The following is a 12,362-nucleotide window of genomic DNA, read 5'->3' as shown; positions in this document are numbered from 1 at the left end:
CGCAGGGTTATACTCAGCACTAAAGCCGAAGCACTACTGAATACTGTCTACCCCCTTACCCATGAGAAAAAATATGTATCTATGGACGCACGCTCAGAAAACGTTTAAATTGCTAGTATTAGCCGGTCTAGCCTGATTCTATAAAGATCGTCGTAGCGAAGAGTCAGAACCAGGGGACGAATAACTGAGTATGGAACTAGAAGGGCTCAATAGTCTGAGTCAATTTTGCCGGGATGAGGTGGCCTCAAGACCGCGCTCACCTATTCTACTGGCAGCGGAAACTGAGGCGCAGGCAGATAAGCAAATGCGTTTTCAGGCATCGCTTTTAGATCGGATCTGTCATGCCGTCATTGCCACGGATACAGAAAGGAAGATAACCTATTGGAACCGCTACGCCGAAACTCTCTATCAATGGCAAGCAGCAGAAGTCATAGGTAAAAATATCTATGAGATTACGGTGCCTCAAATTAGCCGCCAGCGGGTAGAAGAAATTTTCGACAACGCAGTCCAGCAAGGTGAGTGGAGAGGGGAAATTTTCTTGCAGCGCAAAGACGGCAGCGAGTTTTGGGCACGGCTAACTAATTCGGCTATTAAAGATGCCAATGGTGACATCACAGGTTTTGTAGAAGTTTCTATAGAAGTCGCAGATGAGGTACAGGCAAAAGAGCGATCGCAACAAAACGAAAGGACAACCCAAATTTTGTTGAATGCCATACCGGATGCTATATTTCGCACTCATAAAGATGGGACATTTTTGGACGGCCAAGTCCCAAAAAACTTCACATTGAAATTGTCTCACAGAGAGTTTTTGGGTAGAAAAATATCCGATACATTACCAAAAAAACTAGCTGCTAGGGCTATGCAGCACATAGAACAAGCCCTCTCGAAGGGAAAAAGCGAAATTTTTGAATATCAGCTGTTAAATAATGGCAAATTGCGCGACTTTGAAGCTAGGATTATTCCTAGCGACGCTGAAGAAGTTGTGCTAATTCTGCGAGACACAACCGATCGCAAACAAGTAGAAAGAAAACTAGCAAAAAGCGAAGAGCGCTATCGGATTGTTTCAGAGCTTACATCCGACTTCGCTTATGCCGCGAGGATCGACTCCAACGGCTTTTTTGTGACCGACTGGATTACAGGTGCCTTTAGCCGTATTTCCGGCTTCAGTTCTGAAGAAGTAGAAGCACGCGGCGGCTGGCAAAATCTCATCCATCACGATGATAAGTCAATTTTTCAAGAGCGCCTGCAAACCATTCTGTGTTGGCTCTCAAATGTGAGCGAATACCGGATATTAACCAAAAATGAGGAAATCCGCTGGCTGCGGGATTATAGCCAGCCTGTTTATTGTGATGATAAAAATCACGTACTTCTGATATACGGTGCCGTTCAAGATATTACCGATCGCAAACAAGCAGAAGAAGCGCTGCGCCAGCAAACTGAGCGAGAGCGGCTGCTGGGAATGATGCAAGAGCGCATCCGCCAGTCATTAAACATAGATGAAATTCTCAACCAAGCAGTAGCAGAAGTACGCAGCTTTCTGCAAGTAGAACGGGTAGCAATTTATCAGATCGAGCGCCAGAATTTTGGTAAATTTGTTGTCGAATCCATTGCACCGAATTGTTCGTCAATCTTGGGTGTCTCTTGCGAAGATCCTTGTTTTAACACAAAATTTATTCAAAAGTACGAACAGGGTCATGTCTGTGCCATTGATGATATTTACCAAGCAAATCTCGCAACTTGTCACATAGAGTTACTCGCTCGAATACAGATTAACGCTAATCTGGTTGTGCCAATTGCGTTCAACAACCAACTATGGGGATTGCTGTGCGCCCATCAGTGTTCTGGATCGCGACATTGGCAACCGTTTGAAATCGATTTCCTGCAACAGCTGGCAACAACGGTGGCGGTCGCAATCCAGCAAGCCTCACTTTTCAAGCAAATACAAAAACTCAATACCGAGCTGGAGCGGCAAGTGCAAGAACGCACCGCCCAGTTGCAAAAGGCGCTTGACTTTGAAGCAATGCTCAAACGCATAACTGACAAAGTTCGCGACAGCCTTGATGAAAATCAGATTTTAGAAACAGCCGTGCAGGAAGTAGCCATCGGACTAAACATCAGTTCCTGTAATGCGGCTATATACGATTTAGAAAAGGGCACTACCACCGTTTGTCAGGACTACGCAGTTAACTTTCCGGCAAAACAGGGTCGCGTAGCTCACATGGCAAACTTCCCCGAACTTTATACTCAACTGCTAGAAAAAAAATATTTCCAGTTTTGTTCGATCTTTCCCAATCCAGTGCGGGGAAGAGTGGCGATGCTGGCTTGTCCTATTTTTGATAATGAAGGAGTTTTGGGGGACTTGTGGTTAATTAACGACCACGATTATGCTTTTAGCGATTTAGAAATCCGATTGGTACAGCAGGTAGCGAATCAGTGCGCGATCGCGATTCGTCAAGCTAGACTTTATCAAGCAGCCCAAGCACAAGTAGCGGAACTGGAAAAACTCAATCTCCTCAAAGATGACTTTTTGAGTACGGTTTCCCACGAATTGCGGACGCCTATGGCAAACATGAAAATGGCGATCCAAATGCTCAAACTGGTTCCCAGCGGAGAACGACACCAGCGCTATTTAGAAATTCTCAAAGCAGAGTGCGATCGCGAAACCGAACTGATTAACGACCTTCTGGATTTGCAGCGGCTAGAAGCATCCTCTTATCCCCTTTCCCTCGCCGAATCCGTAAACCTGCAAGAGTGGTTACCCAACATAGTTGAACCATTTTACAGCCGTACTCTAGAACGGAAACAAAACCTCCAAGTAGAACTGTCACCCGACGTACCCTCGCTAGTTACCGATCGCGCTGGATTGGCCCGAATCCTGGCAGAACTGCTCAACAATGCCTGCAAATATACGCCCCCTAACGGCGGGATAGTTTTGCGCGTTTACCACCACTTAGGCAACAGTATAGAGTCAGAAGAATATGCCTCAGTGTGGCAGGCTACTTCCTCGTCCTGTGTGCCGATGACTATCTTTACCGTCAGCAATGAAGTTGAAATCCCCCCTTCCGAGTTAGCTCATCTTTTTAAGAAGTTTTATCGAGTTCTACAGGCAGATCTTTGGAAACAAGGCGGTACTGGTTTGGGGCTGGCTTTAGTACAGAAACTGGTAGAGCAGATGGGGGGCAATATTAACGTAGAAAGCGAGGGCGGCTGGACGACATTCCGCATCGAATTACCGCTACGTCAGTGAAGTCAGTGGTCAGTTGTCAGTGGTCAGTTGTCAGTGGTCAGTTGTCAGTGGTCAGTTGTCAGTTGTCAGTTGTCAGTGGTCAGTGGTCAGTGGTCAGTGGTCAGTGGTCAGTGGTCAGTGGTCAGTGGTCAGTTGTCAGTTGTCAGTTGTCAGTTGTCATTGGGAAATTTTAGATTTTAGATTTATTTTAAATCTGAAATCAGTCATTTGTGAAAAGGTACTGACTAATAACTAATGACTATTGACTATTCACTAATGACTAATGACCAATGACATTTTGCTTTTCTTTGAGTTTCAGTAATATTTCCGCATGAACTTCGCGGGTAATGGGGTAAAAATAGGCCAGCACCAAACCGCAGATGAGGGCAATTGTGGGCATAGGGCCAATAGCAATGCGGATTGCCAACAGGACAGAATCTGGTTGAATAGGCGTAGCAGCGTTTGCCAGGGGTTTCACATATCCAGCCCAATCTAAGCTTTTCAGAACCAAGAAGACTGCGATCGCCAAACAAACTTTTTGCAATAATACCACAAAGCTGTAGTATATGCCTTCCCGACGCTCTCCTGTTTTCAATTCATCCAGTTCGATCACGTCTGGCAGCATTGACCAGGGAATCAGATAAGCTGTAGCAACACCGAAACCTGCCATCACCGATAAGACATACATCAAAGATATTTGACCGGGCTTTAAGAAAAACAGTCCTGCTTGTGCTATAATCCACACTCCCATTCCCATAAAATAAACCGCTTTTTTGCCCACCCGTTCGCTAATCGCACTCCAGACAAACAGCATCACCAGAGCAGTTCCTTGGACGCCGAGAATTACTTGCGCGATCGCAGAATCTGGCAAGCGCATCCAACTAACAACGAAGTAAGGAATAATCGCAGCTGTAAGCTGGACACCGAGCCAGGAACAGAGATAAATACCGATCACAAACAAAAACGGTACATTGCTCAAAACAATCCGCAATTGTGACAAAATTGGTGTGGATACAGGCTGCTCGATCTCAGGGTGTTGTGCTGCTACGGCCATAACGCGGGACCGAACCCCCCAAACACACCAATACATAGGCAATACGGACATCAGGGCACAAACCGCTCCAACTACCAAATATTGCTGAATGCGGTCATTCGGAATTACACCCGCAATAATACCGACCACAATCACAGACAGAATACTACCCCCAATCGAGAAGCCAAATCGAAAGCTGTTGAGGTTGGTGCGTTCGTCGTAGTCTTGAGTCAGTTCGGGTGTCAAAGCGGTGTAGGGCAAATTGACGGCGGTGTAGAAAGAATTAAACAGAATCGATATCACCACATAGTACCAGAACAATGCCCACTGATTCGTCGCCTCATCACCACTAAAGCGGGGTACAATCCACTGCAAAAAGAAAGTAATCCCGAAAGGAATCGCACCATACAGCATCCAAGGGAGGCGACGACCCCAGCGGCGGTTCTGGGTGCGATCGCTCATCACACCCACCATCGGATCGTTCACCGCATCCCAAACCTTGCCAATCAGAAGCACCCATGCTGCCAACCCAGTATTCAAACCAGCGACATTGGTGAGGAAATATGCCATATAAAACACCCCAATGTTAGCTGTGATCGCAGCACCCATATCACCAGCACCGTAAGCCAGTTTGGTGCTGAAACTGAGCTTTCCGCTTTCAGGTGTGGAATCGGAATGGGGAGAATTGGCAGGATTACTCATACTAAGGGCGATGGATTGTACTTGGCTAATTTTAGGCTCAACTGCTGCCAAACGCTATATTTTTGTTTGGCTTAGCGCCTCCGGTGAGGGGAAGCCGTCCCTTTTGGTTTGAGCGATCGAACTTTTTACTATACGAAATGCACAACATTCCATCGGGAGGAAGTTGTAGGTTATGAAACTTAAGGATAAAATTATATAACCAACTGCCAGGACTTGACTATGGTTGTTGCGGCGCAATTCCAGACTTATACCGTAGAAGAGTTTCTTAACCTAGACCTCCCGGAAGGACAGGAATACGAACTTATCGACGGAAGGATATCTGTGATGGTAGAACCTTCAGGGGAACACGAAAATCTGCGTTCCGAACTGATGGTAGAATTGCGAATGGAAAGCAGACGCCGCCAACTCGGACTGCTGGTGCATCCAAAACCCGTACTGCAATTAGGGCCAAAAGATACTCGCAAACCCGACTTAATTGCAATTAATGGGGATTCTTGGAATCGCCAGACTCAATCAGAAGCGGTATTGAGGGAATCACCCAGCGTTGTAATTGAAATTGTCAGTACGAATTGGCAAGAGGACTATCGGCATAAACCCCTGTGGTATGCTGCTTTTGGAGTAAGTGAGTTGTGGATTGTTGACCCGCTGTTTACTGTCGATCGCTATCCTAACCGCAGGAATCCGAAAATTGAAGAACCTACGATTGCGATCGGACAATTGGTTAATTCGCGTAGTATTTTAGTGGAAAGAGAATATGAGTTTCAGAGTTTTACAGGGAAACAGAGGATTGAGTCGCGGGTTTTCCCAGATTTAGAGATTACTGTTGAGCAGATTGTTGGTTATGGGCAGGGGATTTGATATTGTTTTGGATGGGTAGCGATCGTAAGAAATTAAAAGCTGAATAATAGCAAAAAAAATACTTTATCTACCGACAGGGGTTTGTAAGTCGGTAATTCCGATGTTTTGGAAAAAACTGACCTATGAGCCTGCCGGATTTTATACCTAAAACATAATTTTTTCGATTTAATATACCTAATGTTCCAGTAATTTGACACTGCCGATTAGCAGTCACACCATTTAATATTTCCCTATTTTCATTTACTACCTTTCTAATTGCTCCTACAATATCACGAACATCCATATCTTCATCAAAAAATGTTTGATACTGTTCTTGTGAACCATCCCAATAATTAGGATGATGACTTTGGAGAATATGCCGCATTCCGTCTCTGTTTAAAGTAAAATCTACAGAACGACTTACTCTAAAAGTTTGCGTTCTGAATCCTCTCAAAGCATCATTCAAATCACTTCTTCTAGGTCTTGGGATGATAGTTTCTCTGCTAACTAAAATTTCATTTACACCATCTGCAAGTAAAATCGGTATTTCACTTGCAGATTCCTGAGATGTGTATAAAATTTTAGCTTCAGCTTGAAAAGATAATCCCAGAAGGATAAGTAAAGAAGCAGTTAGTTTTAGAGGTCTCCTCATAGCTAAAAAATTATGCAAATTTGACTTCAACAATGATTTCCCGGCGCGGCTGACCACCAGCTTCAACAATTAGCTCAACATTACCACGTCCACCGCGACCAGGTTGAATTAACTCATAGCGAGAAGTAACTTCGCCCATGACTGTACGATAGTTTTGAAAACAAACATTTCGGTTCCCAGTTGCATCAGGAAAACTATCTCCTTCCCAACTACACCAATCATCAAATTGAGAATTTACGGGTAACAATGAGTCTGCAACCTGATTAGGAGAAAGTCCCTGTTTACCTAGCACTTGACTGGCAATATGAATGCCTGTCATTGTAGGGCCAGTAATTTTAGCGGTGCTAGTTTCACCTTGATACTTTTGAACAAAACCAAAACCCACATTTGGCCCCCACTTATCTTGTCTTTGTTGCCCCCAGAAAATATTAGTTTGAGCGCGTGCAAGTTCGGTTTTGTTTTCTCTGAATTGACGCTCAACAAAATCCCGGTCAGCTAGTTGAATTGCCAAAAGTTCTTCTTCAGAAGGGCCAAATGCCTCGGATAATGCACCTCGAATAATTCTGCCAGCAGCAAAGCGTAGCAAAGTACCAAAAACAGCACGGGATGTTAATGCTCTCAGCAGAAAGCCGAAAATAAACGCTTCTGCTGGTTTAGGGAAAAATATACCAGAGGTAGTTGCTAGGGAAGCGCCACCTACAATAGCTAACTGAGTAAATTTACGTCTGCTGATACTCATAATTACTGCCTGCGACCTGGAGATGAGGAAATAGGCTCAAGTAGGGCTTGAACAAATGAAACTTTTGTATATACACTATCGTTATTGTTCGGAGTTTCTATGGCAACACTACTGACTTTGCTGACATCCAATAATAAAAGCGATTTTTCGCCTACGGACAGAGTTTTAGACGCAGCGAGATTTCCATCCAGATAAACGTTTACATCTACTGGTTTGTTGGCCCTTATGTCATCAGCAATACCAAAAGCTAGACGAAGAGTTTTAAACCTTGCTTGAGAGCCAGCAGGTCTAATTCTACAGGTAATTAATGAGTTATATCCACTATAAATATAAAAAATTTCGGTAAATGCCTGTCTACCTATAGAAATATCCTGCTGACTGCTGTCCATAGTTCCGCGCCGAACGCAACCAGTTGAAAATAGAGAAGTGGTGCGCTGTTGTCCTTGCGCTACTTGCCAAGCCGATCCCGCAAAAACCAGGCATATCGCCCCAATTGCGGCAACTTTACGAATAAACTTCATTTTTTCCCTGCTCTCTACTGCTTGCGTTGTTTTGGTTAAAAAAGTAGAACTTTATCTGACCAGTAAAATGGCACAGTCTTATAGTAAATCCCCGGTGCTAAACGCTACCAATTGAAAAAAACAGATTTGATGGGATTTTTATAACAAATTTTTAAGTAAAACCCAGAAAAAACTTGATTTTATTGGCTTATACTAAGCTATAATCCCCAAAACCATTATCCTACCTAACCTCTATGACTATTACGGAAGTTTTACAATTTGTAGATCGGTTAGTCGAGAAACAAACGGGTGAACACCTAGACGATCTGCAAAAAACTGTCATTCAAGGAGTTTGGCAAGGGAAAAGTTACAATCAAATTGCAGATGAATCTGGGTATGATAAAAACTATGTTGGAGATGTTAGCCGGAAGTTATTTAAAATTTTATCTGAACAGCTAAATGAAGATATCAATAAATCTAATTTTTCTTGGACGTTAGAAAGAGTTATAAATTCTCCTCATTTTGTTGGTGTAAATACAAATATTACTTATTGTCCGTTTTATCCTCCAGCAGATCCAAATCAATCTATCAATAATGAAGAGAAAACGAACAAAAACAGAAGATATCACGATTTAACCCTAGCACCGAAAATTACTCATTTCTACGAGCGCGCAACCGAACTTCAAACCCTATCCGATTGGCTAACTAACCAAAATACTCGTCTCATCTCAGTTTTAGGATTAAGTGGAATTGGTAAAACTACCCTAGTTAAACAGTTTGTTGACCTAAATATACAACAATTTGATGTAGTTATCTGGAAAACTCTCAAACTATCCCAGTCTTTAGATGGTATTCTTACTGAAATTTTCACAGGTATCAATACCGAGCTTATTCAATCTGACAATAAATTAACTCAATTTTTTAACCTTTTACGCCAGCAAAGATGTTTAATTATCCTTGATGATGTGGAAGAATTATTTGTCAGTGGACAATTGGCAGGACAATTCAAACCGGAATATAAGAACTATCAAAACTTGATTAAAATGATGACAGATATAGAACATCAAAGTACTTTAATCTTAATCAGTCAAGAACAATGCCAAGAAATGCTCTGCTTAGATGAAGAATTATACCCTATTAAATGCTTAGAGTTACAAGGCTTAAACAATACCGAAATACTGAAAAGCCTGAAGTTAAAAGACGAGTCAAGCTGGTCAAAGCTGATTGAACTATATGAAGGTAATCCGGTTGATTTAAAAGATATTGCGAATTTAATTAAAAATATATTTAATGGGAAAGTTGCTGATTTTTTGAATGAAGATGGTATAATTGTCACTAAAGATATGAAATCACGCTTCACTGAATTATTCAAACGAATATCACCGATAGAACTAGAGATTATTTTACAATTAACTAAATTTGATCGACCTGTGTTAAGAGAAGATTTAAGAGAAAGTTTATCTCTATCATCAATGGATTTGATGAATGGGTTACAATCTTTGAGCCAACGTTATTTACTCAAAAGAATAGAAGGAGAGAAGATATTGTTTGATTTATCTCTTATTATTCAAGTATATGTTAGAACTTGTTGTCAACTACGAAGTGCTGAAACAATTGCCAGCGGAAGTTCAGGCTGATGAAACAAGGTAAGCCAAAATATGCTGAGTCCTATCCGTTTGCGCTCCAGCGGGGTAATGATTTGTATACTGTTGTAAGCGTGTTAAAACGCTTCGCTCAATTGCTGGGCGAATAAGTAAAGTACTCTACAGTTTTTCTTTAAACTGGTAGCATGATATATACGATCGCGTCACTTATGCCCGACATATACGTCTCTTGGCCAGACTACTACTCTAAGATCGAACACTTGGCCGTCAAAATCTATCAGTCCGACTGGAACTTCAACCAGATTATCTGTCTTGCTAGGGGTGGATTGCGAATTGGCGATACTCTATCTCGGATTTACCGATATCCGCTGGCAATTCTGGCTGCCTCATCTTACGGTGGTTTCGAGAACCGAGTGCGAGGCGATCTCACATTTTCCTCTCACATAACTATGACCAATGACCAACTCGGCAGCCATATCCTTTTAGTCGATGACTTAGTAGATTCTGGCACAACTCTCCAGCAGAGCGTTGTCTGGCTAAAGCGCAATTATGGTTCCCAAATCGAAGAAATTCGGACAGCGGTACTCTGGTACAAAGGCTGCTCTGAAATTGCCCCAGATTACTGCGTGGACTATTTACCGGATAGCCCCTGGATTCATCAACCTTTTGAACCCTACGAGAATATGAATATAGCCGATCTGGCAGCATCTTATCCGGCAGCTTTAAACTCCAAACAGCCATAGCCAAATCGGGAGAGTGAAGAAGAGTAAAGCCGTACCAAGTGCGATCGCAGTTACGGCTAAATCGCGATCGAGATCGTAAGCTTCCGCAATAATCAGAGTCGCAAAAGCTGGCGGCATTGCCATTTGCAACAAGATTACCAGCAGAGGTAACCCAGTCACACCCAACCCACGCAATCCGTACCCCAAAACTAAAGGAACCAGCAGCATTTTAATCGCCAAGGAAATGGACGCCTGTCGCACACCGCCCCAAGAAGATAACTGGCTCAGCCGCATTCCAATTAGCATTAGGGACAGCGCTATTACCGTCCACCCAAACCGCTGTAAGCTGGTATCAACTAAATCTGGTAGGGGCACGAGTCGGAAAGCCAGTCCAAATCCCAAACTCCACAGAGCGGGAGTTTTCAGAACCGCACCGAGTAATTGTCCAAAACTATTCGCCCCCGTACCAAAACGAGCAGCAAGAGCAACGCCCAACCCGTAAGTTCCCAGCGTGCTGCCCAGCAAGTCGTAGAAGACCGCCCACCCAAAGTATTCCTGTCCAACTAGGGCAAGGGTTACGGGATAGCCTAAGTAGCCTGTATTGCCCACCATTGATGCCAATAGGAAGCTGCCCTGATTCTGCTCTTCGCGATCGGTTTCAACACCAACATTAGATTGAAAAGATGCTCGGATCTGAATCCCCGCCCAAGCAAGTCCAGCCCCCAATAGAATTGCCGCCCAAGCTGCCACTGGTGCGATCCAAATCGGCCCCGATAAATTAGTGCGTCGCAGAAACGCCACAATACTAATCGGGACTCCGATCCAGAAGAGAAACTGGCCCAAATAAGCGGGCACGCTTTTAGGCAGGATACAGCCTAGAAACCATCCCAGGAGAACTCCTCCTGCGATCGGCATATAGAGTTCCAAAAGCTTAATTTCCGGACTGGACATGGTGGCTGAAGTTAAAGGAAATAGTAGCAGTCCGTTATCAGTCGTCAGTTGTCCGAGTGCTTTTGACCAATGACAAGGGAATTTTAGATGTTATAGGACTTAAGCTTTTCGCCCCCCCAGCCCCCCAAATCTGGGGGGAGAAAAGTCCTGTTCCCCCAGATTTGGGGGCTAGGGGGCAAAACCTTGGTTTTTGCCTAAGTCCTGTTTTAATTAAATGTGCAATCTGCAATCTTCCCTTCCCAATGACCCGTTACAATTTCTTTAGCGTTCGGTTTCGATCTTAAGTGCAGGAGTGAATGGTGTGGATAATGCCAGCTTGTCTGGAAAGCCATCAAAGGTAGCGGCTCCCTCAATGGATGATATTCCTGAGGCTTTAAGGGAAGCGCCGTCTCCATTACCCCAGCGTCCTTGGCAACGAATGTGGTTAATGGGACTATTGGTGGGTTGGGGAGCGTTCGCTCTTTTTATTGGTCTGTGGTTCGCCAGTTTGTCTCAATCTTCCTCTCAGACAGCGACAGCTCAAAAGAGTGAAGCAACATCCACCGCCGAACCAAGTCTAACTTCAAAGGAGGCTCTCAGCAGTTCCCCCCGCGAGCCGGATATAGTCTTAGGAAAATCCGGACACTTTGCTTACAAAGAAGCTCCCTCCGCAGAACTTCAACCCATTGCGGGGGATGGTCGCTTTAAGCTACGCAAAGCCGCTGCCCAGAAGTATAACGCTATGGTGGCAGGAGCTAGGGCACAAGGTGTCATTTTGGTGCCGATTTCGGGCTTTCGCTCAGTGGCGGAACAGCAGCACCTGTTTTTTGACGTTAAAGCACAGCGGGGACAGGTAGCCGCAGAACGAGCAACCGTCAGTGCGCCGCCCGGTTACAGCGAACACCACACGGGTTATGCCCTCGATGTTGGGGATGGTAGAGTACCGGCAACCAACCTGAGTCCCAATTTTGAAAAGACTGCTGCCTTCAGGTGGCTCCAGGCTAATGCGGCTCGCTATAGTTTTGAGATGTCGTTCCCGAAAAACAATGCACAAGGCGTCAGTTATGAGCCTTGGCACTGGAGGTTTGTGGGCGATCGCGACAGCTTAGAAACTTTTTACAAAGCCAAACAACTAAAAATTAAAAACTAAGCGACTGGGCTAGGAACTAGGGACTAGGGGTTAGGGGCTAGGGGCTAGGGGCTAGGGGCTAGGGAAAGAGGGAAAGAGGGAAAAGGGGGAAGATTCTGCCCCTCTGCCCCTCTGCCCCTCTGCTCCTCTGCCCCTCTGCTCCTCTGCTCCTCTGCCCCTCTGCTCCTCTGCCCCTCTGCTCCTCTGCCCCTCTGCTCCTCTGCCCCTCTGCCCCTCTGCCCCTCTGCCCCTCTGCTCCTCTGCCCCTCTGCCCCTCTGCCCCTCTGC

12 protein-coding genes are annotated in these 12,362 nt (G+C 44.6%); 6 read left to right on the top strand and 6 right to left on the bottom strand.

Going from position 1 to position 12,362, the window contains the following annotated elements:
* The first annotated feature begins 190 nt into the window (after window positions 1-190).
* Both LAY41_RS28705 and LAY41_RS32920 read left to right on the top strand, forming a co-directional pair.
* Window positions 191-3,247 (top strand): PAS domain S-box protein, encoded by a 3,057-nt coding sequence (locus LAY41_RS28705; protein WP_249105547.1) that lies wholly within the window; start codon window positions 191-193, stop codon window positions 3,245-3,247.
* Window positions 3,244-3,420: a hypothetical protein gene (locus tag LAY41_RS32920; protein ID WP_420840358.1), complete on the top strand. Its 177-nt coding sequence runs from the start codon at window positions 3,244-3,246 to the stop codon at window positions 3,418-3,420. The genes LAY41_RS28705 and LAY41_RS32920 overlap by 4 nt, the downstream gene beginning before the upstream one ends.
* An 86-nt stretch (window positions 3,421-3,506) precedes the next feature.
* Here LAY41_RS32920 and LAY41_RS28700 read toward each other — a convergent pair whose 3' ends face one another.
* The gene (locus tag LAY41_RS28700; protein WP_249105582.1) at window positions 3,507-4,961 is read right to left on the bottom strand and encodes an MFS transporter; all 1,455 of its coding nucleotides are present in this window, start codon (window positions 4,959-4,961) and stop codon (window positions 3,507-3,509) included.
* A 219-nt stretch (window positions 4,962-5,180) separates the two neighbouring features.
* Between LAY41_RS28700 and LAY41_RS28695 the strand changes: the two genes are divergently transcribed.
* Window positions 5,181-5,819 (top strand): Uma2 family endonuclease, encoded by a 639-nt coding sequence (locus LAY41_RS28695; RefSeq protein WP_249105545.1) that lies wholly within the window; start codon window positions 5,181-5,183, stop codon window positions 5,817-5,819.
* A 67-nt stretch (window positions 5,820-5,886) separates the two neighbouring features.
* On the opposite strand, the gene LAY41_RS28690 is transcribed toward LAY41_RS28695, so the two are convergent.
* The 3 genes from LAY41_RS28690 to LAY41_RS28680 are packed head-to-tail and all read right to left on the bottom strand — an operon-like array spanning window position 5,887 to window position 7,710.
* A complete protein-coding gene (locus tag LAY41_RS28690; protein ID WP_249105543.1) occupies window positions 5,887-6,480 on the bottom strand; it encodes a hypothetical protein in 594 nt (197 codons plus the stop codon).
* A complete protein-coding gene (locus LAY41_RS28685; RefSeq protein ID WP_249105541.1) occupies window positions 6,461-7,189 on the bottom strand; it encodes a Tat pathway signal protein in 729 nt (242 codons plus the stop codon). Before LAY41_RS28685 ends, LAY41_RS28690 begins: the two co-directional genes overlap by 20 nt.
* 2 nt (window positions 7,190-7,191) lie before the next feature.
* On the bottom strand, window positions 7,192-7,710 hold the full coding sequence (locus tag LAY41_RS28680) for a hypothetical protein (RefSeq protein WP_249105539.1): 519 nt from the start codon (window positions 7,708-7,710) through the stop codon (window positions 7,192-7,194).
* 233 nt (window positions 7,711-7,943) lie between these two features.
* On the opposite strand from LAY41_RS28680, the gene LAY41_RS28675 reads away from it, so the two are divergent.
* Complete coding sequence (locus tag LAY41_RS28675) at window positions 7,944-9,326, top strand: helix-turn-helix domain-containing protein (protein ID WP_249105537.1); 1,383 nt, start codon at window positions 7,944-7,946, stop codon at window positions 9,324-9,326.
* A gap of 176 nt (window positions 9,327-9,502) precedes the next feature.
* On the top strand, window positions 9,503-10,036 hold the full coding sequence (locus LAY41_RS28670; RefSeq protein ID WP_249105581.1) for a phosphoribosyltransferase: 534 nt from the start codon (window positions 9,503-9,505) through the stop codon (window positions 10,034-10,036).
* Here LAY41_RS28670 and LAY41_RS28665 read toward each other — a convergent pair.
* Window positions 10,016-10,966 (bottom strand): AEC family transporter, encoded by a 951-nt coding sequence (locus LAY41_RS28665; RefSeq protein ID WP_249105534.1) that lies wholly within the window; start codon window positions 10,964-10,966, stop codon window positions 10,016-10,018. The two genes, LAY41_RS28670 and LAY41_RS28665, sit on opposite strands and share 21 nt — an antisense overlap.
* Before the next feature lie 301 nt (window positions 10,967-11,267).
* Between LAY41_RS28665 and LAY41_RS28660 the strand changes: the two genes are divergently transcribed.
* Window positions 11,268-12,095, top strand: a complete 828-nt coding sequence (locus LAY41_RS28660) for a D-alanyl-D-alanine carboxypeptidase family protein (protein WP_249105532.1) — start codon at window positions 11,268-11,270, stop codon at window positions 12,093-12,095.
* A 51-nt stretch (window positions 12,096-12,146) separates the two neighbouring features.
* Here LAY41_RS28660 and LAY41_RS28655 read toward each other — a convergent pair.
* On the bottom strand, window positions 12,147-12,362 hold a 216-nt coding region (locus LAY41_RS28655), incomplete at its 5' end, for a hypothetical protein (protein WP_249105531.1).

It is taken from the genome of Argonema galeatum A003/A1 (genome assembly GCF_023333595.1).
Lineage (GTDB): Bacteria > Cyanobacteriota > Cyanobacteriia > Cyanobacteriales > Aerosakkonemataceae > Argonema > Argonema galeatum.
Note: the sequence above shows the minus strand (reverse complement) of the source record. Positions and strands in the feature narration are given on the sequence as shown.

Bases quoted from the DNA above. Each gene is read 5' to 3' on its own strand.
- LAY41_RS28700 (WP_249105582.1), bottom strand. From the start codon at position 4,961: ATGAGTAATCCTGCCAATTCTCCCCATTCCGATTCCACACCTGAAAGC.
- LAY41_RS28705 (WP_249105547.1), top strand. From the start codon at position 191: ATGGAACTAGAAGGGCTCAATAGTCTGAGTCAATTTTGCCGGGATGAG.
- LAY41_RS28695 (WP_249105545.1), top strand. From the start codon at position 5,181: ATGGTTGTTGCGGCGCAATTCCAGACTTATACCGTAGAAGAGTTTCTT.
- LAY41_RS28670 (WP_249105581.1), top strand. From the start codon at position 9,503: ATGCCCGACATATACGTCTCTTGGCCAGACTACTACTCTAAGATCGAA.
- LAY41_RS28675 (WP_249105537.1), top strand. From the start codon at position 7,944: ATGACTATTACGGAAGTTTTACAATTTGTAGATCGGTTAGTCGAGAAA.
- LAY41_RS28680 (WP_249105539.1), bottom strand. From the start codon at position 7,710: ATGAAGTTTATTCGTAAAGTTGCCGCAATTGGGGCGATATGCCTGGTT.
- LAY41_RS28685 (WP_249105541.1), bottom strand. From the start codon at position 7,189: ATGAGTATCAGCAGACGTAAATTTACTCAGTTAGCTATTGTAGGTGGC.
- LAY41_RS28665 (WP_249105534.1), bottom strand. From the start codon at position 10,966: ATGTCCAGTCCGGAAATTAAGCTTTTGGAACTCTATATGCCGATCGCA.